This is a genomic window from Streptosporangium sp. G12 (genome assembly GCF_052983175.1).
Genome location: NZ_JBRIQO010000042.1, coordinates 40,094 through 66,685 on the forward strand (window position 1 = coordinate 40,094; position 26,592 = coordinate 66,685).

The 26,592-nt window shown below is 70.4% G+C and carries 21 protein-coding genes; 5 read left to right on the top strand and 16 right to left on the bottom strand.

What is annotated here, in order from left to right:
* Positions 1–290: 290 nt before the first annotated feature.
* From ACVCAG_RS41980 to ACVCAG_RS42015, 8 genes are all read right to left on the bottom strand, one after another.
* Complete coding sequence (locus ACVCAG_RS41980) at positions 291–1,559, bottom strand: hypothetical protein (RefSeq protein WP_447191465.1); 1,269 nt, start codon at positions 1,557–1,559, stop codon at positions 291–293.
* A 198-nt stretch (positions 1,560–1,757) separates the two neighbouring features.
* Positions 1,758–3,173: a family 43 glycosylhydrolase gene (locus ACVCAG_RS41985; protein WP_440088816.1), complete on the bottom strand. Its 1,416-nt coding sequence runs from the start codon at positions 3,171–3,173 to the stop codon at positions 1,758–1,760.
* A gap of 302 nt (positions 3,174–3,475) precedes the next feature.
* Entirely contained in the window at positions 3,476–4,507 is a 1,032-nt protein-coding gene (locus ACVCAG_RS41990; RefSeq protein ID WP_440088814.1) for a substrate-binding domain-containing protein, read from the bottom strand.
* Positions 4,508–4,628: 121 nt separating this feature from the next.
* The gene (locus tag ACVCAG_RS41995) at positions 4,629–7,880 is read right to left on the bottom strand and encodes a discoidin domain-containing protein (protein ID WP_447191466.1); all 3,252 of its coding nucleotides are present in this window, start codon (positions 7,878–7,880) and stop codon (positions 4,629–4,631) included.
* Between the two features lie 45 nt (positions 7,881–7,925).
* Positions 7,926–9,809 carry a beta-L-arabinofuranosidase domain-containing protein gene (locus tag ACVCAG_RS42000; RefSeq protein ID WP_440088810.1) on the bottom strand — a complete coding sequence of 628 codons (1,884 nt, stop codon included), beginning with the start codon at positions 9,807–9,809 and terminating at the stop codon, positions 7,926–7,928.
* Positions 9,802–10,590, bottom strand: coding sequence for an ABC transporter permease subunit (locus tag ACVCAG_RS42005; protein WP_440088808.1), 789 nt, complete (start codon positions 10,588–10,590; stop codon positions 9,802–9,804). The genes ACVCAG_RS42000 and ACVCAG_RS42005 overlap by 8 nt, the downstream gene beginning before the upstream one ends.
* On the bottom strand, positions 10,587–11,534 hold the full coding sequence (locus ACVCAG_RS42010; RefSeq protein ID WP_440088805.1) for an ABC transporter permease subunit: 948 nt from the start codon (positions 11,532–11,534) through the stop codon (positions 10,587–10,589). Before ACVCAG_RS42010 ends, ACVCAG_RS42005 begins: the two co-directional genes overlap by 4 nt.
* Before the next feature lie 132 nt (positions 11,535–11,666).
* Positions 11,667–12,941, bottom strand: a complete 1,275-nt coding sequence (locus ACVCAG_RS42015) for an ABC transporter substrate-binding protein (protein WP_447191467.1) — start codon at positions 12,939–12,941, stop codon at positions 11,667–11,669.
* A gap of 204 nt (positions 12,942–13,145) precedes the next feature.
* Here ACVCAG_RS42015 and ACVCAG_RS42020 point away from each other — a divergent pair, with 204 nt between their 5' ends.
* A complete protein-coding gene (locus tag ACVCAG_RS42020) occupies positions 13,146–14,168 on the top strand; it encodes a LacI family DNA-binding transcriptional regulator (RefSeq protein ID WP_362688915.1) in 1,023 nt (340 codons plus the stop codon).
* Positions 14,169–14,217: 49 nt separating this feature from the next.
* On the opposite strand, the gene ACVCAG_RS42025 is transcribed toward ACVCAG_RS42020, so the two are convergent.
* Entirely contained in the window at positions 14,218–14,982 is a 765-nt protein-coding gene (locus ACVCAG_RS42025) for an SDR family NAD(P)-dependent oxidoreductase (RefSeq protein WP_447191468.1), read from the bottom strand.
* Positions 14,983–15,250: 268 nt separating this feature from the next.
* Entirely contained in the window at positions 15,251–15,811 is a 561-nt protein-coding gene (locus tag ACVCAG_RS42030) for an NAD(P)H-dependent oxidoreductase (RefSeq protein ID WP_440088801.1), read from the bottom strand.
* Between the two features lie 91 nt (positions 15,812–15,902).
* On the opposite strand from ACVCAG_RS42030, the gene ACVCAG_RS42035 reads away from it, so the two are divergent.
* From ACVCAG_RS42035 to ACVCAG_RS42045, 3 genes are all read left to right on the top strand, one after another.
* Positions 15,903–16,361, top strand: a complete 459-nt coding sequence (locus ACVCAG_RS42035) for a MarR family transcriptional regulator (protein WP_440088800.1) — start codon at positions 15,903–15,905, stop codon at positions 16,359–16,361.
* A gap of 137 nt (positions 16,362–16,498) precedes the next feature.
* Positions 16,499–17,158 (top strand): DNA alkylation repair protein, encoded by a 660-nt coding sequence (locus ACVCAG_RS42040; protein WP_447191469.1) that lies wholly within the window; start codon positions 16,499–16,501, stop codon positions 17,156–17,158.
* A gap of 97 nt (positions 17,159–17,255) precedes the next feature.
* Entirely contained in the window at positions 17,256–17,687 is a 432-nt protein-coding gene (locus tag ACVCAG_RS42045) for a VOC family protein (RefSeq protein WP_447191470.1), read from the top strand.
* 86 nt (positions 17,688–17,773) lie between these two features.
* Here the strand turns inward: ACVCAG_RS42045 and ACVCAG_RS42050 are convergent, their stop codons facing one another.
* The 4 genes from ACVCAG_RS42050 to ACVCAG_RS42065 form a co-directional block, all read right to left on the bottom strand.
* Positions 17,774–18,298 carry a GNAT family N-acetyltransferase gene (locus ACVCAG_RS42050; protein WP_447191471.1) on the bottom strand — a complete coding sequence of 175 codons (525 nt, stop codon included), beginning with the start codon at positions 18,296–18,298 and terminating at the stop codon, positions 17,774–17,776.
* Between the two features lie 23 nt (positions 18,299–18,321).
* A complete protein-coding gene (locus ACVCAG_RS42055) occupies positions 18,322–18,516 on the bottom strand; it encodes a hypothetical protein (protein WP_447191472.1) in 195 nt (64 codons plus the stop codon).
* Positions 18,517–18,611: 95 nt separating this feature from the next.
* Complete coding sequence (locus ACVCAG_RS42060; protein ID WP_447191473.1) at positions 18,612–19,367, bottom strand: response regulator transcription factor; 756 nt, start codon at positions 19,365–19,367, stop codon at positions 18,612–18,614.
* 208 nt (positions 19,368–19,575) lie between these two features.
* Positions 19,576–20,862, bottom strand: a complete 1,287-nt coding sequence (locus ACVCAG_RS42065) for a histidine kinase (RefSeq protein ID WP_440088793.1) — start codon at positions 20,860–20,862, stop codon at positions 19,576–19,578.
* Between the two features lie 259 nt (positions 20,863–21,121).
* Here ACVCAG_RS42065 and ACVCAG_RS42070 point away from each other — a divergent pair, with 259 nt between their 5' ends.
* Positions 21,122–22,183 carry a hypothetical protein gene (locus tag ACVCAG_RS42070; protein ID WP_447191474.1) on the top strand — a complete coding sequence of 354 codons (1,062 nt, stop codon included), beginning with the start codon at positions 21,122–21,124 and terminating at the stop codon, positions 22,181–22,183.
* 807 nt (positions 22,184–22,990) lie between these two features.
* Here ACVCAG_RS42070 and ACVCAG_RS42075 read toward each other — a convergent pair.
* Together ACVCAG_RS42075 and ACVCAG_RS42080 are read right to left on the bottom strand one after the other, a co-directional pair.
* A complete protein-coding gene (locus ACVCAG_RS42075) occupies positions 22,991–25,216 on the bottom strand; it encodes a rhamnogalacturonan lyase family protein (RefSeq protein ID WP_447191475.1) in 2,226 nt (741 codons plus the stop codon).
* 116 nt (positions 25,217–25,332) lie between these two features.
* On the bottom strand, positions 25,333–26,370 hold the full coding sequence (locus tag ACVCAG_RS42080; RefSeq protein WP_440088790.1) for a substrate-binding domain-containing protein: 1,038 nt from the start codon (positions 26,368–26,370) through the stop codon (positions 25,333–25,335).
* Positions 26,371–26,592: the final 222 nt, after the last annotated feature.

Below are 26,592 nucleotides of genomic sequence, written 5' to 3' on the forward strand. Positions count from 1 at the left end.
TGGGATGCGTGGGGGGGCGACGGACATTCGTGGTGAGCCACCAGTGGCAATTGGCGCGAATCGTTTGTGGACACATCGGGTGCGCGAATGAGACGCACTGAATCAACGATACATGTGTATTTGATGGGGTTTTGCTGGGCTTGGAGGGAATTTTGAGATGATTTTTCCCGGGTTCCGTTGGCCGGGGATTTTCCGGTCACCGATCACCTCCGCGGGGAGGGTGCAGGGGGAGGGGCCGGGGGAGCAGGGCGGCTCTCCCCGGCCCTGCCGGTCGGGGCCGGTCGGGAGCGTCAGTAGCCGTAGCGGCCCTTGAGGTGACGCCACCAGTCGCGGAACATCCAGGCGTCGAAGTCGGTGATCTGGCTCGCGCTGCCGGCCTTCATGAGGAATCCGCCGACCCCGGAGGGCGTCCAGTCGTAGAAGTCGTCCAGCCCGAAACCGTGCCCGATCTCGTGGAGCAGGATGTGGATGTTGTCGGAGTCGAGCGCGCCGACGAAGTACTCGCTGCCTATGCGCTGGCCCCAGTCACCGCCTGCGCCGCCGCCCATCCCGGCGGTGAGCCACAGGGACATGTCGTAGTGGCGCGCCGCTCCACCCGGGCAGTTCGGGTACTGGCCGTTCTGGTTGAAGAAGCGCCCGCACGGCTCGGCGCACTGCGGGGCGCCCTCGCGGATGTTGTTGACGTAGACGTCGACGGAGTTGTCGCTCCACTGCAGCGTGGCGCGGTCGCGCACGGCCCACCCGACGACCTTGACGGGGACGTTGGTGTACGGCCAGCCGTTGTGGCCGGCCATCAGGTCGGTCCACTTCTTGACCTGGCGGGCCAGGGAGGCGTGGATCCGGTCGCGTAGCGCGGCGGAGACCGGCGCGCTCGACTCCCAGCGCACGCAGTAGTTGAGGCTGCCGCCGTTGGCCATGACCTGGTCCCACCCGTAGTTCCTGAAGGTGTTCAAATGCGGGTAGGTGCTCTCGTAGTGCTGCCACACCTGGTTGAGCGGGTTGACCAGGTTGGCCGGCGGGTTCCATCCCGTGCCGCCGCCGGGCACGGTGCCGTTGGCCTTGACCTCCAGCAGGCCGACCGACGAGCTGCCGGTGAGCAGCACCCGCAGCCTGGTCGTGGTGACGGGGGTGAAGGTGACGTGGTTGTACTGGTCGAGCGCCCGGTTGTAGGCGCTCGCCCCGGTCAGGTCGACGTAGGCGCTGCCGTTCCAGGACTGCAGCCGCCACGACGCCGGAACGCGCACGCCGCCGTTGTCGTCGAAGAAGTAGACGTCGGCCGAGGTCAGAGTCCGTGCGGAGGACCAGGTGAGCAGCGCCCACTGCTCGCCGGTGTTGGGCCAGGTGCCCCAGCGCCGGTTGACGGTGTCGTTGGAGGAGGGCGGGTCGATGCCGTCGTTGACCGCCGCGACGCTCTCCCAGGCGGAGGTGTGGGACGCCGACGCGGTCGCCGAGGGCGCCAGGTTGGCGTCCGCCGCCGCCGCGGCGGGCACCGTGCCGCCGGGGGACAGGAGCAGGCCGAGCACCAGGGCGGGAACCGCTGCCGCCCACCATCGTTTCATCGGGAACCTCCGTGTGTCGTCGTTGTCGCGTCGCCGGGCTGACCGGGGGCCGCCGTGCGGCGGCCCCCGTGCCCCGGTTCACCCGCCGGTCAGGTCGGCGGGTCTCGACGTGGTGCTGAGGACGTGGTGCTGAGGACGTGGTGCCGGAGATGTCGTGCTGGAGACGCGTTGTCGGAGATGTCGTGCCGGGGACCGGTGCTAGAGCGCCATCCACTCCAGGACGCCGGTGGAGTAGCCCGTCCTGGAGGTGATGTTCAGCCGCAGCCGCGTCGTGGAGATCTGGTCGAAGGTGGTGACGTTGTAGGTGTTCGCGCCGACGCCGCAGGCGGACTGGCCGGGCACGTTCACGTAGGCGCTGCCGTTCCAGTACTGGACCTGGCAGGACGCGGGCAGGTCGATGCCCTGGTCGTCGTCGAACCAGTAGGTCGCGACCTTGCTGAGGTCGCGCGCGGCCGGCCACCGGTACTCGATCCACTCGGTGCCCTGGTGGTTCCAGTTGCCGTAGGCGCCGTGGCCGTGGTCGGCCGAGCCGGAGGGGACGAACCCGTCCTTGATCGCGCCGAGTGTCTCCCACGGGGAGACGTAGGAGGTGGACGCGGTCGCCGTCAGCGCGTGGTTGGTGCCGGCCGGGGGCTGGCCGCCGCCCCCGCCGCCGATCGGGGTCGTGGTCTGCACGACCTTCCGCATGGTGCCGTCGGCGTTCCAGTACAGCTTGTCCAGGGTGACCGAGCGGCGGAAGTCGCCACCGCCCGGGGCTCCGGCGTTGTGGTAGACCATGTACCACTGGCCGTTGAACTCGATGATCGCCGGGTGGTTGGTGGTCGAGGTGACCTGGTCGAGCACGACGCCACGCTGGGTCCACGGCCCCATCGGGTTGCTCGCCGTGGCGTAGCGGATGCAGGCGTAGCCGGGCTGGGAGCACCCGGGGTCGTTGGCGGCGTAGGCGAGATAGTAGGTGCCGTTGCGCTTGAACATCCAGGGGGCCTCCCAGAAGTTGCTCACCCCCGCCGGGGTGACGACCGGGCCGTCCAGGTTGATCATGTCGGGCTTGAGCTTGGCCGCGCGGACGCCGTAGTAGGAGCCCCAGTAGATGTACGCCTGGCCGTCGTCGTCGGTGAAGACGGTCGGATCGATGTTCAAGGGGGAGGAGTTCGGGGTGCTGTCGCTGATCAGCGGCCCGCCCTTGGCGTCGGTGAACGGGCCGAGGGGGGAGTCGCCGACCGCGACGCCGATGTTCATCCACCCGGGGCCGTTGCCGTTGATCGAGGTGTACCAGTAGTACTTGCCGTTGCGCGGTTCGACCTCACTCGCCCAGGCGTCGCCGCCGGCCCACGGGAAGCCGGCAATCGAGAGCTTCGCTCCCTGGTCGGTGAAGGTGGAGGCGTCGGTGGAGGTGTAGACGTGCCAGTCGCGCATGACGAAGTTGGTGCCTCCGGCGGGGGCCTCGTCATGGCCGGTGTAGAGGTAGAGGGTGTTCCCCACGACCAGCGCGGCGGGGTCGGCCGTGTAGATCGCGGTCGTGATCGGGGTCGCGGCCCTGGCGGGCACGGTGGTGGAGGGGACGAGTGCGATCGCGACGATCGCGGCGAGGATGGCGGTCCATCGTCGTCTCATGCGGCGCTCCTGGGGGGTCGGGGGAGTTTCGCGCTACATTTGTTTGCGTTAACATAATTTTTGTGAACGTGCCTTTGAATTCCCTCGGTGGCGGATGGCGCGTTTCGACCGGGGTTTCCCGAGTGTTTTCCACAACGCAAAGCCTGTCAAGTCCCCACTTGACTTATTCCGTACGCGTTCTGTGAGCTCCGTGCGAACCGAGAGAACAGCGAAAAAGGCACGCCGAAGACGGCGGCGCACCGGCTGAAAAATACATTGTCGGAAATGCCGCGCGGACCGCTTCATTGTCATCTCGCGATCATTCAAAAAGCTCTGGGCGCCCTCCCGGTGCTCTCCCTGACGACCAGTTCCGTTCCGATGACCTCGACGGTTTTCCCGATTTCTCCCTCCATCCGCTGGAGCAGCAGGCGGAAGGCGTGGTCGCCGAGGGCGCGGAAGTCCTGGCGGACCGTGGTCAGCGACGGCCGCAGGTAGCCGGTCTCGGGGACGTCGTCGAAGCCGGCCACGCTCACGTCCTCGGGGACGCGCCTCCCCGCCTCGCGCAGTGCGCGCAGCACCCCCAGGGCCATCTGGTCGTTGGCCACGAAGATCGCCGTGACGTGCGGGCACTCCGCCAGCCGCCTGCCCAGCCGGTGGCCCGACTGCGGGCTCCAGTCGCCGGACAGCACCTCGGGCACCGGACGTCCCGCGGCCTCCAGTGCCGAACGCCACCCCTGGACGCGCTCCCGCGTGGCCGTCCAGCCGGCCGGTCCCGAGATGTGCCACACCGTCTCGTGGCCCAGGTCCAGCAGGTGCCCGGTGGCGGTGGCCGCGCCGCCGGCCTGGTCGGTCATGACGACCGGGACGGGCATGCCCGTTCCGGCGTCCACCGCGACCAGGGCGAGGCCGGGGTGGAGGTCGCGCACGACGCCGGCGGCCGCCTCGTGCGGCACCACGACGATGACGCCGTCGACCTCCTGGGAGCGCAGCCCGCGCACCCCCTCGCCGATCGAGCCGAGATCGGCCGAGTCGAGGCAGGCGATGCTGATCGCGTAGCCGTGCCGCCTGGCGGCCCGCTCGATGGCGTACAGCGTGGCGGACGGGCCGTGCAGGGTGATGTCGAAGCCCACCACCCCCAGCACGCCCGAGCGGCCGGTGGCCAGCCGGCGGGCGGCCTGGTTGGGCCGGTAGCCGAGGCGCTTCACCGCCGCCAGGACCCGCGCCCGGGTGTCCGGGCGCACCCGCTCGGGGGCGTTGAGCGTACGCGACACCGTCATGGCCGACACCCCGGCCAGCGCCGCCACGTCGCGCAGCACCGCCGGTCTGATCCGTGTCCGGCCGCGGTCCGGTGCCATCCGGTCCCTCCCGTCGTGTCGTCGGCCGCGCCGGCACCCGGGGCGGGAGACCGGCGCGGCCGGGGGGCGTGCCGTGCCGGCCCTTCCCCGCCCGTGGGGGTCTGCGCCCCCACGGGCGGGGTCAGGTTCCGTAGGCCCTGACCTCGAGGAGGCCGACGGAGCTGGTTCCGGTGGCGGTGAGCAGGACGCGCAGGCGGGTGGTGGACAGGGCGGGGAAGGTGACGGTGTTGTACTGGTTCTTGGCCAGGCCGTGGGAGCTCGCTCCGGGGACGTCGGCGTAGGCGGTGCCGTTCCAGTACTGCAGTTTCCAGGAGGCGGGCATGTCGATGCCGTCCTCGTCGTCGAAGAAGTAGACGTCGGCGCGGTTGAGGGTTCTGGCCGTGGTCCAGGTGAGGTCGGCCCACTGCTGGCCGGTCTGTGGCCAGGTGCCCCAGCGGGGGTTGACGGTGTCGTTGGAGGAGGGCGGGTCGATGCCGTCGTTGAGGGCGGCGACGCTCTCCCAGGCGGAGGTGTGGGACGCCGACGCGGTCGCCGAGGTCGCGAGGTTGGCCGGTGGCTGCACGCCGCCCCGGTTGTAGATCTTGATCTCGGTGAGCCCGGTCTTGGCGCCGGAGGCGTTGGTGGCCAGGACCCGCACCCGCTGCGCGCTGACCGGGGAGAAGCGCACCACGTTGTAGTTGGCCCGCGGCGCCGCCGGGGTCTTGACCTGGCCCGGCGCGCTCACCCAGGAGCTGCCGTTGTGGTACTGGACGTCGTAGGCGGACGGCGCCCGGTAGGTGCCGCCGGCCGGGCGGCTGTCCTTGAAGTGCAGCCGGACCTCGTTGAGCGTCTTGGCGGAGCCGAGGTTCAGCTCGTACCAGTCCTGGGCGTTGGGGGAGCCGCCCGCCCCCCAGAACGGCTCGTTGGTGGGAAGGCCGTCGATCGCGCCGGCCAGGTTGCTTCCGGAGCCGGTGTGCGAGGCCGAGGCGGTCGCCCCGGCGGCGAGGTTGGCCAGGTTGGCCGTCAGGTCGACGCCCGCCTTGGCGAGCATGTCCACCATCCGGGCGCCGCTCTGCGCCACCTGGCCGGGGGCCTGCAGGCCGGGGGCGGCGGCGCTGTGGGTGACCGTGCCGCCGGTGGTGACGTCGCCGGTGGCCGGGTCCCAGGTGAAGGGCACCAGGGAGCCGACGGTGGCGGTCCGGGTGCCGTTGACGTAGATGGAGTAGCCCTCGGGCACGCCCGGGTAGCGCACCACCCCGTCGGCCGGGTCGTCCCAGACGATGGTCAGGTCGGCGTTGCGGTAGCGCAGGTTGTCGACGGTGAAGTGGGTCCAGCCGATGTTGATCGGCGACAGCTCCACCTTCGCGTCGTTACGCGGGCGCAGGCCGGCGACGTCCTCGATCACCGTCCAGTTGCTGCTGCCCAGGATGTTGTGGTGGATCCAGGAGCGGTAGTTGACCGAGGAGCCGTTCCAGTCGGCCCAGAACTCGTTGGCGTCGGGCCAGGAGGTGTTGCCGTTGACGTACTGGGCCCAGGTGTTCCAGTACAGCAGCTTCTTGTAGTCGGTCGCGTTCATCCACGCGTTGGGGTAGTTGCGCAGCACCGACGAGTACAGCCGGAACTGCACGGTGGAGTTGATGGTGGAGAAGTTGTTCGAGCCCGGGTTGCCCGCCGCGGCCGCCGCCGCCTTGTCCACCTGGTTGGCCGTGTAGAAGGGGAAGATCGGGTACTCGGCGGGGTTGTCGTACAGGCGCAGGGCCTGCCGGTAGGTGGCGGTGTTGGGGACGGCGCCGACCGCGAACGGGTAGTAGTTGTTGATCTCCTTCCAGGGTACCCACTCGTTCGTCGACTTCAGCCGGTGCTCGAAGAGCTGCCGGTTCGGGTTCCACAGCACGTTGACGATGGCGTTCTGGATCTGCGTGGCGAGCGTGCGCATCTCGCCGGCCTTGGCCGTGTTGCCGATCGCCTCGTAGGCCTGGGCCGCGGCGAGCGCGCCGCTGTACTGGTACGCCGACTCGGCGCGGTCCATGTCGCCGTTCTTCCAGTGGAAGGAGACGGCGTCGGCGTCGTTGCCGGTCAGGGCGCCCCAGTCGTACTCGATGAGCTTGTTGTCGTCGTGGTCGTAGTAGGCGAGCTGGCCCTTGACGTCCTGCTCGGCGTAGCGGGCGAGGTTGGCCGCGATGCCGCTCTGGCCGCCGTGGATCTGGTAGCTGCGCCAGGCCGCCTCGGAGATGTACTGCGTGTAGCTGTTGGACCAGTTCTCCGGGTCGCCGGGGTTGTCGAGGAAGCGGCCGTTCTTGGAGGTCTGGCCGACGCTGAGCCAGTTGCCGTAGGAGTAGATCGGGTCGCGCAGATACTTGAGGTCGTCGATGTGCATGGGCTGGGTGAGCGCGATGGCGTTGTTGTAGCCCAGCACGCCCTCGGTCGAGGTGGGGAACTGGAAGGTCTGGCCGGGGATGTCGGCGTCGAGGTGGTTGAAGCGCATCAGCCACCAGCGGTAGTAGACGTTCTTCTTGATCGCCGGCTCGGCCACGTCGATGTAGGGCACGTTCTGCGCCCACCACAGGTTGTAGGCGCGCACGTGGGTCGCGAACGCGGTGGCGTTGGAGTACCCCCTGTAGGCGTTGTACTCCGTCAGCGACTCGGGGATCTCGTTGGCGACGAAGCCCATCACGACCTTGGCGGTCACGGTCGCCCCGGCCGCGACGGTGACGGACCTGTTGAGCCCGCCGCCCGAGACGCTGAAGCCGTCGCCGCTGAGCCTCGGGTAGAGGGTGGTGAGGTTGTTGCGGGCGTTGACCTGCCCGGTCAGCTCACTGCCCGAGCCGGAGGTGGCGTAGGGCGAGGTCGCCCGCAGCTGCAGGGTGGCGGAGCCGCTGCCGCCGTTGGTGATCGACAGGTTCGTCACGGCGACGTTGTTGTCGGTGACGAACTTCGTCTGGGTGACCGTGACCGAGCCGCTGGTGTGCACGCTCCGCCAGTGGCTGGGCACCTGCCGCCGCTGGCTCACCTGCTCGGTGAAGGTGCCGGGGGTGACGGCGACGGTGTACGCGTTGTTGTCGCTGATGCTCTCCCAGTACGCCACCTGGCCGCCGAAGCCGAGCACCGCGGGGTTGTGGGTCTTCATGAAGACCGCGCGGCCCCTGCTCATCAGCCAGGTGCCCGCCGGGTCGTTGCCGGTGCGGGCCAGCAGCCGGTCCATCCAGAAGTCGGTGCCGGAGCTCTCGGCGTTGTAGATGGACTGCATCATGTTGCCGGGGGTGTACGAGACCGGCGGGGCCGGGATCGCCGAGCCGCTGAAGGTGGGGAATCCGATGGTCTGGTCGGCGTGCGCGGGAGAGGCGGCGGCGAGTGAGCCCGCTAAGAGAAGCAGGGCCATGACGATTCTTCTCATCGCTTGGTGATCCGATCGGGTTGGGGGGTGGGATCGGGGGTGCGCTCAGCCGGCGGGAAGCCAGACGCGCATGGTGGCGGGGCCGTGGTTGCCCCATCGGTGGTAGGGCACGAGCCGTAGCGTGAGTTCCTCCTCTCGCGGCGTGTCGCCGGCCTCTGCGTACGGCCGGCCGTTGTCACCTTCCGGTCGTCGCGACGCGCGGACCTCCACCCGGACCACGCCGTCGTGGAGCGGACCGTCGTGGGCCGGGGCGTCGCCGGGCGCGCCGCTCCGGGGCTCGCCGCCGGTGCGCTCGACGGGGGGCCGTGAGGAGTCGACGACCACCTCGGCCAGCCGCACCTCGTCCCGGGGCGACTCGGCGCAGTAGACGAGGGGGCCGCGCTCGACGGCCACGCAGCCGCGCACCGCGTCCACCCGCGGGTCGGGACGCACCCAGCGCGCCTCCATGGGCAGCTCGGCCGCGACCACCTCGCCGGGTGCCCAGACCCGCTCGCCGAACACGAGCGCCGACCCTCGCCGTACGGGCGTCAGGTCCTCCGGCCCCCGCGAGACGGTGTCTCCGGGGCGCGGGGCACCGGCGGCCCACGGGGGGAGGCGGAGCGAGACGTGGCGGGGGCCGGCCGGAGCCTCCACGACGCGGACGGCGACGGAGCCGGACCAGGGGTAGCGGGTCTCCACGCGCACGGTGAGGCCGTCGTGGCTGATCTCGCAGGCCGTGGGGTGGTGGATCTGGATCCCGCCCGGGGTGGCGGTGGCGACGTAGGCGGGCAGGGAGGCGAACGTGCGGGCCAGGTTGGTCGGGCAGCAGGAGACCTGGAACCAGGGAGCGCGCGACGCGCTCTCCGCGCGGGGGCTGACGTCCTCGGTGACCCGGCCCGGGGTACGGACGTGCAGCGGGTTGGCGTAGAAGAAGGAGCGGCCGTCCAGGGCGGGGGAGGCGGCCACGAGGTTGTAGAGGGTTCGCTCGGCCTGGTCGGCGTAGCGGGAGCGGCCGGTGGCCAGCAGCAGCCGGTGCGCCAGCATGACCGAGCCGATCCCCGCGCAGGTCTCGGCGTAGGCACGGTCGGGCGGCAGCTCGAAGTCCTCGCCGAAGGACTCGCCGGTGTGCCGGGAGCCCATGCCGCCGGTCAGGTGGGTGCGCCGGGCGACGGTGTGCTCCCACTGCGCCTCGATCGCGGCGAGCAGTTCCGCGTCCCCCGTCTCCACGGCCACGTCGGCCGCGCCGCAGGCCAGGTACATCGCCCGGACGGCGTGCCCGCCGAAGGCGGCGGCCCGCCGCACCGGGACGTCGTCCTGGAAGTAGGCGCGGCCGAGCTCGATGTCGGCCAGGGCCGGCCGGCCGCGCCGCTCGACGAAGCGGCGGGCCATCTCCAGGTAGCGTTCGGTGCCGGTGAGCCGGTACAGCTCGACCAGCGCCATCTCGATCTCCGGATGGCCGCACACCTCGTGGCCCTCCATGAAACGCCGGCAGACCTGGTCGGCGGCGAGCCGGACGGCGTCGGTCAGCGGGTGCTCTCCCGCCGTCCGCCAGCGGGCGACGCCCGCCTGGATGAGGTGGCCCGCGCAGTACAGCTCGTGGCCCCACTCGAGGTCGCGGTAGCGGTCGCCGCTCCAGCGGGTGTTGAGGTAGCCGTCGGGCTCCTGGGCCGCGACCACGGTCGCGGCCAGCTCGTCGAAGCGCCGGTCGCCGGCCCAGGCCATCGCCTCCAGCAGCTTGTAGACCTCGGAGTCGGCGAACTCCCTGCCCCGGCGCGGCTCGCCGCGGAAGTTGCCGATCCAGCCGAGCTTGTCCATCCACTCCAGGCAGTGGCCGATGATCACGTCCTGGTCGAGTGTCCGGCGGTCCCCCCAGAAGCCGGGATCCAGCCGTACGGCATCGAGCCCGAGCGGGGTGAGCACGCCGGAGGACGGGACGACGGGGTTAGCCACGCAGTGCTCCTGACATGAATCCGCGCACGTAGTAACGCTGGAGGAGGAGGAAGAGGGCGAGGCAGGGCAGCGCCATGAACACCACGCCCGCCTGCATGGTCGGGAAGTCGACCGCGCCGAAGTCGTGCAGCCGCATGTTGACCACCGCGACCGGCAGGGTGAACCTGTCGTTGGAGCTGATCAGGATCAGCGGGGCCACGTAGTCGTTCCAGGAGGCCAGGAAGGCGAACAGGCCGACCGTGACGAGCCCGGGGGCGACCGCGGGCAGCAGCACCCGGACCAGCGCCCCGAAACTGCCGCAGCCGTCGATCATCGCGGCCTCGTCCAGCGCGCGGGGCACCGACTCGAACGCGTTGCGCATCATGAACACCGCGAACGGCAGCTGGAACATGATCATCACGAGGGCGAGGCCGGCCAGCGAGTCCTGCAGTCCCAGCCAGCCGAGCAGCACGTAGAGCGGGATGAGAATGGTGGGGTAGGGGACCATGAGGATGGCCAGGATGAGCACGAACAGCACGCCCCTGCCGGGGAAGCGGTGGCGCGCGAAGGCGTAGCCGGCGAGCGTGGCGACCACCAGCGTCCCGGCCACGGTGAGCGTGACGAGGACGACGGTGTTGACCACGTAGGTGCCCAGGCCCTCCCCGTAGGAGGCGAGCCGCCGGTAGCTGTCGAGGCTGAAGGCGTCGCCCAGGCGGATCGAGGACCAGCCGCTCCACACGAGCGGATAGACGAAGAACAGGGACAGGATTCCCGCGGTGAGATAGTGGGCGGCTCGTTTCACGGGTTCCTCTTTCGGATGAAGGCGAGCTGGAGCCCGTTGAGGAGGACGAGCGCGAGCAGGATGAGGACGGACATGGCGGCCGCCGACCCCAGGTCGAACCGGATGAACGCCTCGCGGACGATGACCATGACCACCGAGGTCGTGCTGTTGCCGGGACCGCCCCTGGTGAGGATGTAGAACTGCTCGAAGCCGAGCATCGAACCGGTGACCATCAGGCACAGCACCAGCGCGATGGTCGGCCGCATGAGCGGCAGCGTGATGCGGCGGAACGCCTGCCACGCCGTGGCGCCGTCCACCCTCGCGGCCTCGTAGAGCTCGGTGGGGATGGCCTGCAGACCGGTGAGCAGGATGAGCATGTTGAACCCGGCCCAGCGCCAGATGACCAGCGTGACCGTGGAGCCGAAGGCGACGGAGGGGTCTCCAGCCGTCCACGAAACGGGCTCGTCGATGAGGCCGACGGCCGTCAGGATGTCGTTCAGCGGGCCGATCTGGTCGCTGAGCAGGCCGAAGAACAGCAGGGTCGCGGTGGCCCAGCCGACGGCGGCCGGCAGGAAGAAGGCGCCCCTGAACAGGCCCGCCCCCCTGCGCCGGTTCTGGACCAGCAGGGCCAGGCCGAAGGAGATCGCGAACAGCAGGACCGTGACGACGGCGGTGTACCTGAGGGTGAAAACCACCGCGTCGGCGACCAGCGCGTTGTCGGCGACACGCGTGTAGTTGCCGGGCGCGTTGAACGTCGGAGGAGCCAGCAGCGGCCACTTGTTCAGTGACATCCAGACCACGAGGCCGAGCGGGAGCAGGAAGAACAGCCCGACGACGAGGGCGGCCGGGGCCGCGTAGGCGAGCCCGACCAGGCCGGGCGAACGCCCCCGGGGACGGCGGCGAGGGCGGCGGGTCAGGGAGAGGCGCTCGCGCGGGACGGCGCGGGTTTCGAGGAGATCTGGCATGTTCTCTCCAGCCGGTGTCCCGGCCGCCGATCCGGCCAGGACACCGTGCTTGCTCGTACTGGACCGGTGGTCAGTGCCCGGAGGGCGTCGGGACCGGTGTGCCCCTGCCGGATACCGGCCGGGACCGGTGTGTCACTGCTGGTTCAGAGAGGCGGTGATGGCGGTGGCGCCCTCCTTGAGCGCCCCGGCCGGGTCGGTTCCGAACAGCGCGGCGCGGAGCGTCTTGAGCCAGGGGCTCTGGAGGTCGTTGTAGGACTCGTTGAACTTCAGCGCGTAGGGCGTCCGGCCGGTGGCCATGATCTCGTTCATCGCCTGGACCCTGGGGTCGGTGGCCGTGAGGTCGGTGCGGGCGACGGTCGACTTGCTCTTGGCCTGCAGGTCGGCCTGGACCTTGTCCGACAGGGTGAAGGACAGGAACTCCCAGGCCGCCTCCGCCCGCTCGCTGGTCGCGCTGACCCCGATGACGTCGCCGCCCACGAAGGTGGACGTGCCGCCGTCGACGCCGGGGATGGGCGCGACGCCGACGTCGACGCCCTTCTCCTCCAGCATTCCGAGCCACACCGAGGGCCCGGGGGCGACGCCGATGGTGCCGGCCTGCAGGGCGCCGAGCCAGGTCGTGCCGTTCTCGTCCTTGGAGCCGGGGGCGGCCACGCCGTCGGCGTAGAGCTTGGCGTAGACGTCGAAGACCGCTGCCATCTGCGGGTCGTCGACCGTGCTCCGGGTGCCCTCGGGGTTCATCACCTCGCCGCCGCCCGCCCAGACCGACGGCCAGAAGGTGAACACGTCGCAGCCGCCGCAGTTGCCGCCGAAGTAGGTGCCGTAGGTCTTGCCTCCGAGCTTGGTACGGATCGTGGTGGCCTGCTCGGCGAACTCCTTGAGCGTCGCCGGGGCCTCGTCCGGGTCGAGCCCGGCCTTCTTGTACAGGTCCTTGTTGACGAACAGCACGGAGATGTCCACGGTGTGCGGCACCGCGTAGATCTTGCCGTCCTGCGTGGCGGCCTTGATGTGCGCGGGCGCCACCTTGTCCTTGAACGGCAGGGCGCCGAACCTGTCGGTCACGTCCTGCCACAGCCCCTGCGAGATGTAGTTGGGCGCGAACACCACGTCGGAGGCGAACAGGTCGGGCAGGTTCCTGCCGCCCGCGGCGGTGGCGATCTTGGCCGGATACTCCTCGTTGGGGTAGGCGGTCACCTTGACCTTGTTCGTGTGGGAGGCGTTGTAGGCGTCGGCCAGAGCCTTGGTGTGGGACTCGGTCGCCGCCCTGGTCCACACGGTGATGGTGACGGCGGCCGACTGCGACGGGCCGGCCGCCGGCTGTGCCTGGCCGCACGCGGCCGACAGGACGGCGGTGCACAGTACGGCGAACGCCGCTTTACCTCTGCGGCGTCGGGGTATCCCGCTTTCCATGATTTTCTCCTCTGCATCCCCCGAGACGCACCGAAACCTACCTAAAAGGTTTTCGGAAACGTAAGCGCAACATGAAAGGCTGTCAATAGTCGCGATGAGCTCGGTGGCTTGCCCTGAGGTGGCCCTCGGGGCTATTTTCTGCAGAAACCAACTGACGTGTGCCTAGGTAACAATTTCATCTCGAACGAAAAGGTTTTCGTAGTGATGAGTTCTCAGCAGTCGCGCGCGGCCACGATCACCGACGTGGCCGCGCTGGCCGGCGTGTCGATCGCGACCGTCTCCAAGGCGCTCAACGGGCGTGCCCAGGTCCGCGAGGAGACCCGGCAACGGGTGCTGCGAGCGGCCGAGAAGCTGGCCTTCCAGCCGAACGCGCTGGCCCGCGGCCTGATATCCGGCCAGACCCGCACCGTGGGCCTGCTCACCAGCGACAGCGTCGGCCGTTTCGGCATCCCGGTGCTCCTGGGCGCCGAGGACGCCTTCGGCGCGGGCGAGATGTCCGTTCTGCTCTGCGACGCCCGCGGCGACGCCATCCGCGAGCAGCACCATCTGCGCACCCTGCTCGCCCGCCGGGTCGACGGCCTCATCGTGGTGGGGCAGAGCACCGACCCGCGCCCGTCGATCAGCCGCGACCTGCCGCTGCCCGTGGTCTACGCCTACGCGCCGTCCGAGGACCCGCAGGACGTCTCGTTCGTCCCCGACGACGTGGAGGGAGCCCGCACCGCCGTGCGGCACATGGTGACGATCGGCCGCCGGCGCATCGCGCACATCACCGGACCCACCCACTACCAGGCCGCCAGGGACCGGGCCGAGGGCGTCCTCTCGGCTCTGGAGGAGGCCGGGCTGTCCCTGGCCTGCGGGCAGGTGCTGAGCGGGGAGTGGTCGCAGCGCTGGGGGCGGCAGGCCGCCGAGATCGCGTTGCGGGCCGATCCGGAGCTGGACGCCGTGGTGTGCGGCAGCGACCAGATCGCCGCCGGGTTCGTCGAGGCGGCCCGCGAGCGCGGGCGCCGCGTCCCGGACGACGTGGCGGTCGTCGGCTACGACAACTGGGAGGTCCTGGCCACCGAGACCAGGCCCCCGCTGACCACGATCGACATGAACCTGGAGAGCCTGGGCCGCACCGCCGCCCAGCACCTGTTCGCCGCGATCGACGGCCGGGCCACCCCCGGCGTGCACCGCATGCCCTGCCGCCTGATCATCCGTGGCTCCACCGCGTCCTCGGGCGACTGAGCGCGGATCCCGCGGCGTGCCTCCTTCTCCGGGCGAGGGTCCCGCAGCGCTACCAGGCGGTCGCGCCGCCGTCGACCGGGTAGTTGGCGCCGGTGATGTACGACGCCCGGTCGGAGGCGAGGAAGGCCGCCACCTCGACGATCTCCTCGGGCCGGGCGAACCGCTTGAGGAGCGTCTTGCCGGTTACCGCGTCCCGGGCCGCCCGGTCGTCGCCGAGATCGCGGTCACTGGCCGGGGTCAGGACGGGCCCGGGGCTGATCGCCACCGCGCGGATCCCGTGGCGCGCGCCTTCGAGCGCGAGCTGCCGCGTCATGCCGATGACGCCGGCGTTCGCCGCGGTGTGCGCGATCATCGGAGGGACCTCACCGGCGATCATTCCGGCCATGGACGCGATGTTGATGATGACGCCGCCACCACGCCGGACCAGGTGCGGCCATGCGAACTTCGACACGAAGAAGGGGATGTCGAGTTCGCCGGCTATGGCCACCCGCCAGTCGTCGACCGAGAAATCCGGCATCGGGCCGAAACGTTGCAGGGCCGCGTTGTTGTAGACCACGTCGAGGCCGCCGTAGGCGGTCACGGCGTCCTCGACGACCTGCCGCGCCTGCTCCGGGTCGGTGAGATCGACCGGCGCGATGCCCGTCATCTCACCGCCGTCGCGACGTACGAGTTCGACCGTCTCGTCGTTGGCGTCGGCCTGGATGTCGCACCCGACGACCATCGCGCCCTCTCTCGCGAAGATCAGCGACGCGACGCGACCCTGACCTCCCGCGGTGCCGGTGATCAGCACTACCTTTCCGTCCAGCGTTCCCATGGAGATCCTCCTGATTCGTGGTTCATCCGGGTGATGACCGCGCGAGCCGGCCGGGACGGACGGCCTCCGTCACGATCGGCCCCGCGGATGCCCGCTGCCGGTGGCACTCCGCCGTCACCGGGGTCGCGACACCCCTGAACCGGCCCCGGTCGCGGTTCATGGGTGCCGTCGCGGAGAGGTTCGCGATGTCCGTGCCGCCCGACGCGGACGGCTCGCACGCGTCGGTCGCGATGTCCGTCCTCGTCGGATCGGTTCGCGGGGGCGGTGTTCAGCGAACGCGCATCGGTGCGAGCGCCGTGCTCCATGCCACGACCTGACCCAGCATCGCGGTGAGTGACTCGCGCTGGAAGTCGTTGGGCCTGAACACGCTGAAGTTCTCGAAGTCGGTGAAGAGCGACAGCGCCACCTGGTTCCGCACGTCGGCCATCTGGAGCTCGGCCGCGATCAGGCGCAGATGTTCCACGGCGCGGGTGCCGCCGGCCGAGCCGTAGCTGACGAACCCGACGGCCTTGTTGTTCCACTCGCCGTACAGGAAGTCGATGGCGTTCTTCAGCGCGCCTGACGTCGAGTGGTTGTACTCGGGCGTCACGATGACGAACCCGTCGAACGAGGCGATCTTGTTCGCCCACCTCAGGGTGTGCGGCTGGGCGTACTGGCCCATCGACGGCGGCATCGCCTCGTCGAGGTGCGGGAGGTTGTAGTCGAGCAGGTCGACGAGTTCGAACTCCGCGTCGGTCCGCTGGGCGGCGACCTGGTGCACCCAGCGGGCGACGGACTCTCCGTTGCGTCCGGGGCGGGTGCTGCCAAGGATGATCCCGATCTTGGTCATCGGTGTACTCCACTTCTCTGACGGTAGATGGTTGCTTCGTCAAGAAAGGAAAGTACTAGTGCTTGCTGCGTGAAGCAAATAGGATGTGTCCATGACCACAACGCGGCCGTTGCAGCCCCTGACTCCCGATGAGGAAGCTCTGATCCGTGCGCTGCCTCGCCTGATGTACGCGCTGCCCCGCGCGATCGACGCCGACATGACCCGCGAGCAGCAGTTGCCGCTCATCGAGTGGACGGCCCTGATGCGGTTGTCCGAAACGCCGCAGAAGCAGATGCGGATGGGCGAGCTCGCGGTCGCCTGTGAACTCTCGCTGAGCGGGATGACCCGCGTGGTCACCCGCCTGGAGGGTCAGGGCATGATCGAACGGGTCAGGTGCGACAACGACGCCCGCGGGTGGAGCGCCGTTCTCACCGAAGCCGGCCTCGCCCGCCTGGAGCGGGCGTGGCCGAGCAACCTTGCCAGCGTGCGCCGGCACTTTCTCGACCACCTCGAAGGCGTCGATCTCGCCCGGCTTGCCCGCGCGCTTCAGCGTGTCCCGATCAGCGACTGACACGGGTGCCGGGAACCGCCGCGGATCTGCGAGGACGCGGGATCTCCTGCCGGTGGCCGCCGCCGGACCGGCGGATACGGCGGGAGGCCGGCTTCCGCCGTAGGCTGGGTCTCGCACACGATGGACAGAAGGCTGAGGTGGCCGAGACGATGGTGGCCGAGGTGATGGCCGAGCTGGCCGAGCTCGCGGATTCGCGGATACGCGAGGTGAACGAGAAACACGGCGACGATCACGGTGTGAACCTCGGCAAGCTGCGCGCGCTCGCGAAGCGGCTGAAGACGCAGCAGGAACTCGCGTGCCGGCTCTGGGAGACGGGTGACAGCGCGGCGAGACTGCTGGCGATCCTGATCTGCCGCCCGAAGGCGTTCGAGCGTGACGAGCTGGACGCCATGGTGCGCGAGGCGCGCACGCCCAAGGTGCACGACTGGCTCGTGAACTACGTGGTGAAGAAGAACCCGCACTCCGAAGAGCTGCGCCTGGCCTGGTCGGCCGATCCGGATCCGGTGGTCGCGAGTGCCGGCTGGGCGCTGACCACCGAACGCGTGGCGAGGAAGCCCGAGGTCCTCGACCTCGCGGGACTGCTCGACGTCATCGAGGCGGAGATGAAGGACGCCCCGGATCGCCTGCAGTGGGCGATGAACCACTGCCTGGCGCAGATCGGGATCGAGCACGCCGAGCACCGCGCCCGCGCCATCGACATCGGTGAGCGCCTGGAGGTGCTCAAGGACTACCCGACCTCCCCGGGTTGCACGTCTCCGTTCGCGCCCATCTGGATCACCGAGATGGTGCGCCGGTAGCGCGGCAGGAAGACGAGACCCATCGAGGCCGGCGGTTACTTTTCGATTTCCGGCCCGGTGGTCCACCGGCCCGCGTCCAGGAAGGCAGCCCACGCCCATGACCGTTCTCGATTCCCCGATCCCCAGGTTCCATCTGGCCGTGCCGGCCGACGACCTGCCCGCCGCGCGCCACTTCTACGGCGAGGTGCTGGGCCTGGAGCAGGGCCGCAGCGCGGACACCTGGGTGGACTGGAACCTGCGCGGTCACCAGTTCGTCACGCACCTGGCACCCGGCCGCGCGCGGCGCGTGCACAACCCCGTCGACGGCCATGACGTCCCGGTGCCGCACTTCGGCCTGATCCTGACGATCCCGGAGTTCCGTGCGCTCGCCGACCGGCTGCGCACGGCCGGTACCGAATTCGTCATCGAGCCCTATGTCCGCTTCGAGGGGCAGACCGGCGAGCAGTGGACGATGTTCCTGCTCGACCCGGCGGGAAACGCCCTGGAGTTCAAGGCGTTCGCCGACGACTCCCAGATCTTCGCCTTCTGACGGCGAACACCGGGGAGCCGGCGCGGGCGTCCACGCCGTGACCGGCCGTGGACAGCCCCCGCCCTGGCGGGAGGGCCGTCCGGAGGCTAGACGCCGAACGCCGCCGGGTAGCGGATGACGCCTGCGGGGACCGGGCGCTCGGGATCGAAGACGAGCGCCATCATGTGCTCGTCGGAGACGTCGAACGGCGCCCGGATGGCATGACCCGAGGCCGGGGTGAAGCCGAAGCGGGGATAGTACTCGGCGTGGCCGAGGACGAGCACGAGGTTCTCGTCCTGGTCACGGGCGGCTCGCAGGGCGGCGCGGATGGCGGCCGAACCGGCACCCCGCCTTTGGTGATCGGGCAGGACGGCGCACGGCCCCAGGGCGAGGGCGGGGACATCGCCGACATGGCACCGGGTGAGCAGCGCGAACCCGGCGACGGTCCCGTCGGGGGCCTGGGCGAGCCAGGACAGGCAGGGAAGCCACGCCGCGGGGTCGGCACGCAGAGCCTCCACCAGGTCGGCCTCTTCCGGGGTGGGAAAGGCGGCGAGGTTGACCGCGCGGATCGCGGCGAGGTCGGCGTCGGTCTCGGTTCGAGTGATCCAGGTGGCGTTCGTGGCGGTGGTCATGTCAGTGCTTCCTGACGATCGGCTCAGCGGGCTCGGCGGTGGTGGACGGTGATCGCCCCGTGGGGCCTGGCGGTGGACGACACCGGCGACCAGGCGGAGGAGACCCCCTCGGGCGGGAACCGGTGCCCGCCGCCAAGGAGGACGGGGACCGCTGAAAGCCGCAGGTCCGCGGCGAGGAGGAACCGGACGACGGTCGCGCTGTCGAGCATCAGGATCATATCGGCAACCGATGCGTGCGACAGCGGATCTTCCTGCGGCACGTACCGATGATCGGGAGAAGAGCCGACGCCATCCGGGGAGGGCGGGCAGGGGATCACCGTCGTCCAGGAGACGGACCGCCCTCCGCGCCGGGGTCGTCCACCAGGCCGGCCTCGTGCGCGAGCAGCACCGCGTTGGCCCGGTTGGCCAGGCCGAGCTTGGCCAGCAGCCTGGAGACGTAGCTCTTGACCGTCGTCTCGGAGAGGAAGCGGTCCGCGGCGATCTCCCGGTTCGTCAGGCCCCGCCCGACCAGGCTCAACAGCCGGCGCTCCCGATCGTTCAGCACGGCGATCCTGTTTCGCGCGGCGTCCCGGTCGTCCGCCGCGCGGGCCGACCGGTCCAGCAGGCGTCGCGCGGCGCCGGGCGACAGCACGCTGTGCCCGCTCGCGGCGACCTTGATCAGGCCGAGCAGGTCTTCGGGGGGCGTCGTCTTCGACAGGAAGCCGATCGCGCCCGCTTCCAGCGCGCCCAGCACATGGGCGTCCGAGTCGAAGGTGGTCAGCGCCACGACGGCGGGCGGGCCGGGCAACCGGCTGATCTCCCTGGTGGCGGTGACACCGTCGACACCGGGCATCCTGATGTCCATCAGCACCACGTCGGGGCGGGTGCGCAGCACCCCTTCGACGGCCTCGGCGCCGTCGTACGCCACGCCGACGACGTCGATCTCCGTGGTCGAGCCCAGGATGGTCCGCAGATGGCCGAGGACCATCGGGTCGTCGTCGACGAGCAGGACCCTGATCGCCGACGACGGGCCGGTGCCGCCGGCCTGACCGACGTCGTTCGGCGGTTCGGTCCACCGGGGGGTGGTCATGTCCCAAGCGTATACATCCGCACTGGTCGCCGCGCTGGACGCGACGAGGCGGGCCCGGCCGAGCCCGTCGCCCGGGCGGAGGTCCGTGGCAGAGGTGCGCCCGCGGGAACCCGTCGTTCAGGCGAGGACCGCGACGCACGTGAGCCCGCGGGAACCCGTCGCCCGGGCGGGAGCCCGCGGCGCGAGTGGTCGTGCGGGAACCTGTCGTTCACGCGGGGGCTCGCGGCGAAGGCGGGTCCGAAGGAGCCGGTCGTTCACGGTGGTCCTCGGCCGGGACGGACGCCGGGAGGCTCGCCGTGACCAGATACCCGCCCTGCTCGGTGGGCCCGCTCCGCAGGGTGCCGCCGAGCAGGTCCACCCGGCGGCGCAGGCCGGCCAGCCCCACCCGCGATCCGCTGGCCACCAGTGACGGGTCGGTGGGCGCGGTGGGCGCGGTGTTGAGGATTTCGATGCTCACCGCCTCGGGACGGTATCGCAGGTCGACGGTCGCGCGGGCGCCCGGGGCGTGTTTGCGGACGTTGGTCAGCGCCTCCTGCACCACCCGGTACGCGGCACGTGAGATCACGGGGGACGCCGTGCCGGGATCGCCGCCGACGCGCAGCGACGCCCCGGCGGTGGCGGTCAGCTCGGCCAGGTCGCCGCCGCGGTCGTCCGTGCTCCGTGGTGCCGTCCGACGGCCGTCCTGGTCGTCCGTCCTCCACGCCGGTGTGACCCGCTCGCCGCTCCGCATGACGCCGAGGAGATCCCGCAGCTCGACCATGGTCCGGGAGCCGAGATCCCCGATCCGCCGTGCCGCGGCCTTGACGGCCTCGTCCTCGGTGGACGTCCGCAGGGCCCCGGCGTGCAGGACGATCTCGGTGACGTGATGGGTGACGACGTCGTGCATCTCGGCGGCCAGGTGCCGGCGTTCGGCCGCGATGGCCCTCTCGTTGAGCAGATGCCTTTCACGTTCGGCGATCTCGACCCGCTCGCGCAGCGAGTGCAGCAGTCGCGCCCGCGCCCGCAGGTACATCGCGACCACGGCGGGCAGCACGGTGTAGACCGCACCGACGTAGAGGCCCGTCCAGGTCGGTGCCCACGGCTGGACGTTCAGCAGTGCCAGCGCGCCGACGCAGGCGAACGCCGTAGGCGTGGGCCGCAGGTAGGCCAGGATCCACACCGCGACGGGCGTCGCCAGCGGCACCGGGCCCGCGAAGAGCGCGTCGGTGGCGGTCAGCAGCCCGGGTGCGGCCAGAGCGGCGACCTGCGCGATCACCGCGCCGAGGACGACGAGAACGCCGACCGTCCGCGGGCGGCTCGGCATGAGCAGCAGGAGCCCGTCGACGACGAGGTTGAACACCAGCTCGGCCGCCGGTCCCAGCGCTCCCGAGGTCCGTTGCGCCCCGGCGTAGAGCAGCACCTGCAGGCACGCGTAGGCGACGACGACGGCGAACACCACGGCGTGCCCTGCCCGCCCGGGATCCCGGTCGCGGGCGAGTGCCGATCGTGACGTCATGACCGCGCACCTTCCCCGTCAGGAGACGCCGTCACCTCGTGGCGGCGGCCGGGAGCCGGGCCGTCGAACAGACAACATCGGCGACGTACAACGCAACCCGGTTGCCGGGGCCGGAGGGCTGCCGGCCGATAGATTGTTCATCGTCCGTACGGCGATTCGGCAGGTCAACGTGCCGATGCCGGTGGCCTCCGGTCGCGGTCGCGCGCAGGTTGAGCCGCCGTCTTCATTGCCGTGAACCTCCCCTCACAAGGACATCGGCATGTGGAAGAACACGCACCCGTCCGATCCCGTCCCGCACCCCGGACCCGCCGGAGACCGGCCGGAGTCGAGGTGGCGGCGATGGGCACCCATCGTCTCCCTGCTGCTGCTCGCGCCGTTCGTGGCGGAGTTGCTGCTCGGCGACGTCGCGTTGCCCAGCGTGGGCATCGTGGCGGTCTTCGTCCCGCTGTACGGCTGCGGGGCACTGCTCGTCCGTGAGCTCGCGCGGCGCACCGGCCGGGGCTGGCCCGCCATCGCGTTGCTGGCCGGGGCCTACGGCGTGCTGGAAGAGGGCTTCGCCACGATGTCCCTGTTCAACCCGGACTTCGCCGGACACCGCCTGCTCGACGAATCACCCCTGCCCTTCCTGGGCATGGGGGCGAAATGGACGGTCTACGTGCTGTCGCTGCACGTCATCTGGAGCGTCTGCGCGCCGATCGCGCTCGCCGAGACCCTGTTCCCGAGCCGGGCGCGGGTGCCGTGGCTGCGCACTCGCGGCCTGGTCGTCACGTCCGTCGTGTTCCTGCTCACCGTCGCGCTCTACTGGGCCGGGGCGTTCTACGCGGCGGGGACGACCCCCGGGGCGCCGGTGTTCCGGCCCTCCGCGCACCAGATGACCGCGACGGCGGTCGCCGCCGTGGTGCTCGTCGTCGCCGCCTTCGCCGTCCGGCCGGACGCCACGTCCTCTGGCCTGCCCGGCTCCGTCCCGTCGCCCCTGCTCGTCTTCACCGGCTCGCTGGTGGTGACGAGCGTCGTCCGGCAGAGCGCTCATCACCTGCACGGCTGGGTGAGCGTCGTCGTCTGCCTGTCGGCCGAGATCGTGGCGGTGGCCGCGCTCTGGTGGTACGGCCGGCGACGAGAGTGGGGACCGTCACAGGTCTTCGCCGCCGCGTCGGGGGCCGTCGTCGCCTACGCGTGGGCGAGCTTCTTCCTGACGCCCATCGTCGGCACGACCGATCCGGTCATCGCCCGTGTCGGCAACGCGGTGTTCACGCTGATCGCCGTCGTGATCCTCGCCCTCGCCGCACGGCGCCTGCGCGGGACCAGGACGGCCCGACCGTGACGGGACGCGTCGTCCGCCACCACGCCGGCCCTCCGCGCTCCCGCGCGGCGCCCCGTACGCCGGCCTCGCGCCCGCACGTTGCCGAAGAACAGGACGCGGGTCACGGCACCGGCTGCCGGTGCGTGCGACGGTTTCCCGTCTCCTGGAGGTGCGGGGAGGAAGACGCTCGCTCGTCAAGTCTCCAAACCGGGGATCTTCCGCCCGGCCCGGGGCTCGAACCGTGCGGGTGGCCAGGTGCCACACCCGCCGTTCGTTGAAACGTTCTTCTTTCCGGCGGCGGCCCGGCGTCGCCCGCGCCGGCGTCAGTGCGGGCCCGCGGCATGCGACGGCCGGCCCGCGGCCCTTGCCGCCCGCATTGAAAAACACCTCCGCCGAAGCTTTCCGCGGGTGGTCATGTGAGCGCTGTCAATCGCTCAACGAGGCCTGGGACACCACGTTCTAGTTCCAGCGCTGCAGCGAGAACTGACCCATCAGTACCCCCCACCGTCATGGGATGGAGGAAAGCGCTTACCTACTGGAGGCGAAATGCGCATCCGCAAGGTCTTGGCCGCCACGCTCGCGACCGGCCTCCTGGCCGCCGTCACCGCGTCTCACCTTGCTGTCGGAGTCGCTCCTGCTGGGCGTGCTGCGCTGCCCCTGGTCACCGCGTTCACCGCGCTGACCGCCGGGTGCGCTGCTGCGCGACAGGGAGGACGTCTCGGTCGGCCTGCGGCCCTACGCCCGCCGTTTCGTGCGCCCCCTCTCCACCGGGAGGGGGCGCCCGTCGGACGGCGCCGGGGGGATCAGGTCCGGTCCCGGTGCCGGGTCCTACCGGAGGTAGATCTTCGGCTGGGGCGGGGTGGCCATGCCGTCGCCGATGAAGAAGCTCGGGTGGGGCGGCTGGTTGTAGGCGGTGTTCTGCCAGGCCAGGGCCACCCGGTACTGCGGGTCGTGCAGCAGCGTGTGGATCTTCGTGGTGGTCGCGGTCGGCGTGGAGTAGATCCGCAGGGCCCGGTTGTCGGTGGTGGGCCAGATGACCTCCTCGCGCCAGTCGCCGAGGATGTCGCCCGACAGGGACGGGGTGGCCTTGGTGCCGTTGTTGGAGTGCACCCCGGAGGCGGTCAGCAGCCGGGTCTCGCCGCCGGTGCCGTACTTGTCGATCCGGGTCTGGTCCAGCAGCTCGCGGACCGGGTCGCCGTCCCACCAGGCCAGGAAGTTGGCCGAGGAGGGCTGGCGGCCGACGACCGTGCCCGCGGTGTTGCGCAGCCCGTTCTGGCCGGCGCCCGCCGCCCAGGACTCGGCGCCGGGGCTGCCCGCGTAGATGTCGGCGGACACCCCGCGCCCGGGGCCCTCGCCGTCCGAGCCCGAGCCCGAGCCGGTCTGCCACAGCCTCGCCCCGTTGCGGGCGTCGACCATGTACAGGCCGGGGCGACCGGCCGATTCGGAGATCTTCACGTACTCCATGCCTGGCCGGCTCGGGACGAGATCACCCAGGTGGGCGGCGTCGCCGTGGCCCCAGCCGACGTTCCACAGGCCGCGGCCGTTGTCGTCGATGGCGGCGGCGCCGTACAGGATCTCGTCCCTGCCGTCGGCGTCGACGTCGCCCACGGTCAGGGAGTGGTTGCCCTGACCGGCGTAGGAGCCGTTGCCGGAGGCGTTGGAGTCGAAGGTCCACCGCTTGGTGAGGGAGCCGTTGCGGAAGTCCCAGGCCGCGATGACCGCGCGGGTGTAGTAGCCGCGGGCCATGATCAGGCTGGGCCGCTGGCCGTCCAGGTAGGCGGTGCCGGCCAGGAACCGGTCGACGCGGTTGCCGTAGGTGTCGCCCCAGGAGCCGACGTTGCCGCGCGGCGGGTCGTAGTTCACCGTGGACATCGCGGCGCCGGTCTGGCCGTTGAACATGGTCAGGTACTCCGGCCCGGTGAGGATGTAGCCGCCGGAGTTGCGGTGGTCGGCGCTCGCGCTGCCGATCACGGTGCCGCGGCCGTCGACGGTGCCGTCGGCGGTCTTCATCGCGACCTCGGCCTTGCCGTCGCCGTCGTAGTCGTAGGCCTGGAACTGGGTGTAGTGGGCGCCGGCGCGGATGTTGCGGCCCAGGTTGATCCGCCACAGCCGGGTGCCGTCCAGCTTGACGCCGTCGATGTAGACCGGGTCGGTGGTGCCGGACTGGGAGTTGTCCTTGGAGTTGTTGGCCTCCCACTTCAGCACGATGTCCATGCGGCCGTCGCCGTCCAGGTCGGCGGGGGCGGCGTCGCTGGCGTGGTGGCCGGAGGACGGCGGGGTGATCGGCACGTCCAGGTAGCCGCTGCCGAACCGCAGCGAGGTCTCCGAAGCCGGGCCCTCGCCGCCGCCGCCGACCGCCCGCACCGTGTAGGAGGCGTCCGCCGCGGCCCCGCTGTCGAGGTGGTTGGTGGAGTCGGTGACCGTCGCGATCCGGGTCGCCCCCCGGTACAGGTTGAACGTCGTTGAACGGGCCTCGGTCCCGAGCAGCCGCCACGACACCAGGTTGCCGCCGCCGGACCGGACGCTGATGACGCCGCGGTCGAGGTCCTCGACCTGCTTGGCGTCACCGGGGATCACCGTCGGTGTCGGTGTCGGTGTCGGTGTCGGTGTGGGTGTCGGTGTGGGTGTCGGTGTGGGAGTGGGTGTGGGCCCGGTGCCCGTGCAGGTCGTCCCGTTCAACACGAATGACGAGGGGACCGGGTTGTCGCCGGCCCACGAACCGTTGAAACCGAACGTCGCGGTGCCGCCGGGCGGGATCGCCGCGTTGTGGCCGGCGTCTGTCGCCGTCACGTTCGAGCCGCTCGCGGTGACCGTGGCATTCCACGCCTGGGTGACGGTCTGCCCGACGCCGAACGACCACGTCAGCCGCCAGCCGTTCACGGCGTCGCCGAGGTTGTTGATCGTCACGTTGGCGCCGAAGCCGCCCTGCCACTGGTTGGTGATCGCATAGTCGACCCGGCACGCCACCGCCGCCGAAGCGGACGAGGCCAGGACGGATGTCCCGGCTAGTCCGACCGCGCCTAAGACCGCCAGCAGGCGGGTTAAACGTTTCATCAGCCGTCCAATCAAAGGGGGTTGGGGGGGCGACCGAACGGTAAAAACAGCGAGGTAGAACTGTCAAACACCTACGACGTGGAAATTGTTACGTTTCACGTCAAAGGCCATCTGACCTATGAAAGTTTCGGACTCGCCGTCGATGAACGCACGACCAGGCGGGGACGGTAGACCAGGCGCCGGTGCCGGTGTCCCGGGCGCGTCTCGTCCAGCAGCAACCCGGCCGCGGTGTGCCCCAGTTCCCGCTTGGGCTGCCAGACCGTGGTCAGCGACGGTGTCATCTGCGCGGCGAAGACCAGGTCGTCGTAGCCCACGACGGAGATGTCCCCCGGCACGTCGACGCCCCGTTCACGCAGGCCGCCCACCACGGCCATGGCGGCCAGGTCGGTCAGGCACAGGATCGCCGTCGGCGGCACCGGGTCGGCCAGCACGTCGTCGAGCACGGTCTCGGCCGTCGTCATGTCGGGTGCCGGCACCCGTACGTCCAGGACCACCTTGTCGGGGTCGCACCCGGCGGCGGCGCAGGCCTCCCGGACGCCGGATCGCCGGTCGATCGTCTGCTGCACATCGACGGACGCGGACAGCACCACGATCCGTCGATGTCCCAGCCTGAGCAGGTGGTCGGCGGCCAGCCGTCCGCCCATCACATTGTCCATGGACACCGAACAGAGTTTCCCCTGGTCGGCTCGGTGGTCCACCAGCACGATCGGGACTCCGCGCCGGGCCATCGCCAGGAGCGGCCGCAGGCTCAGGTCGACCGGGGTGACCAGCACGCCGCGGACGCCGTGTTTCTCCAGCTCGCGCAGATAGTGCTGTTCGCGCCCCGGCTGCATGTCGGTGCTGCACATCATGAGCATGCAGTCGTCCTGCAGCAGCCGGTCCTCGATGCCGCGGCAGACCTCGGTGAAGAACGGGTTGGTCATGTCGAGCGTGACAGCGCCGACCAGCGAACTCGGCACTCCGCGCAACCGGCGGGCGGCGTTGTTGGGCACATAACCCAGCCGGTCCATCGCGGCCTGCACCCGCTGCTGGGTCTCCTTGGCCACGAGGTCGGGGCTGTTCAACACATTGCTCACCGTCGCCAGTGAGACCCCGGCCTCCTCGGCGACCAACCGCATCCCGCGGCGCCTGGGCGCCTTTTCCCCCTCGACCACCGGGAAACCATATCGAGATCGATACCCCTGATGCGCTGATCCTTTCCCAAAAAGGGCAATTCCACTTCGCGGGATGAAACGTTCAAACTGCTGAGTCCCCGACACCGGCTGGACGGCGCCCCGGAAGAGGACCGAAACAGGGGCTGAAAGAGGGGTGCGTCGCCGTCACCCCTCTTTCTCATGTCCGCGTTCTCCGTCCGGGTCTCATTCGAGGACGAAGCT

Bases quoted from the DNA above. Each gene is read 5' to 3' on its own strand.
- ACVCAG_RS41980 (WP_447191465.1), bottom strand. From the start codon at position 1,559: ATGAAACGATGGTGGGCGGCAGCGGTTCCCGCCCTGGTGCTCGGCCTG.
- ACVCAG_RS41985 (WP_440088816.1), bottom strand. From the start codon at position 3,173: ATGAGACGACGATGGACCGCCATCCTCGCCGCGATCGTCGCGATCGCA.
- ACVCAG_RS41990 (WP_440088814.1), bottom strand. From the start codon at position 4,507: ATGGCACCGGACCGCGGCCGGACACGGATCAGACCGGCGGTGCTGCGC.
- ACVCAG_RS41995 (WP_447191466.1), bottom strand. From the start codon at position 7,880: ATGAGAAGAATCGTCATGGCCCTGCTTCTCTTAGCGGGCTCACTCGCC.
- ACVCAG_RS42010 (WP_440088805.1), bottom strand. From the start codon at position 11,534: ATGCCAGATCTCCTCGAAACCCGCGCCGTCCCGCGCGAGCGCCTCTCC.
- ACVCAG_RS42015 (WP_447191467.1), bottom strand. From the start codon at position 12,941: ATGGAAAGCGGGATACCCCGACGCCGCAGAGGTAAAGCGGCGTTCGCC.
- ACVCAG_RS42020 (WP_362688915.1), top strand. From the start codon at position 13,146: ATGAGTTCTCAGCAGTCGCGCGCGGCCACGATCACCGACGTGGCCGCG.
- ACVCAG_RS42025 (WP_447191468.1), bottom strand. From the start codon at position 14,982: ATGGGAACGCTGGACGGAAAGGTAGTGCTGATCACCGGCACCGCGGGA.
- ACVCAG_RS42030 (WP_440088801.1), bottom strand. From the start codon at position 15,811: ATGACCAAGATCGGGATCATCCTTGGCAGCACCCGCCCCGGACGCAAC.
- ACVCAG_RS42035 (WP_440088800.1), top strand. From the start codon at position 15,903: ATGACCACAACGCGGCCGTTGCAGCCCCTGACTCCCGATGAGGAAGCT.
- ACVCAG_RS42045 (WP_447191470.1), top strand. From the start codon at position 17,256: ATGACCGTTCTCGATTCCCCGATCCCCAGGTTCCATCTGGCCGTGCCG.
- ACVCAG_RS42050 (WP_447191471.1), bottom strand. From the start codon at position 18,298: ATGACCACCGCCACGAACGCCACCTGGATCACTCGAACCGAGACCGAC.
- ACVCAG_RS42055 (WP_447191472.1), bottom strand. From the start codon at position 18,516: ATGATCCTGATGCTCGACAGCGCGACCGTCGTCCGGTTCCTCCTCGCC.
- ACVCAG_RS42060 (WP_447191473.1), bottom strand. From the start codon at position 19,367: ATGACCACCCCCCGGTGGACCGAACCGCCGAACGACGTCGGTCAGGCC.
- ACVCAG_RS42065 (WP_440088793.1), bottom strand. From the start codon at position 20,862: ATGACGTCACGATCGGCACTCGCCCGCGACCGGGATCCCGGGCGGGCA.
- ACVCAG_RS42070 (WP_447191474.1), top strand. From the start codon at position 21,122: ATGTGGAAGAACACGCACCCGTCCGATCCCGTCCCGCACCCCGGACCC.
- ACVCAG_RS42075 (WP_447191475.1), bottom strand. From the start codon at position 25,216: ATGAAACGTTTAACCCGCCTGCTGGCGGTCTTAGGCGCGGTCGGACTA.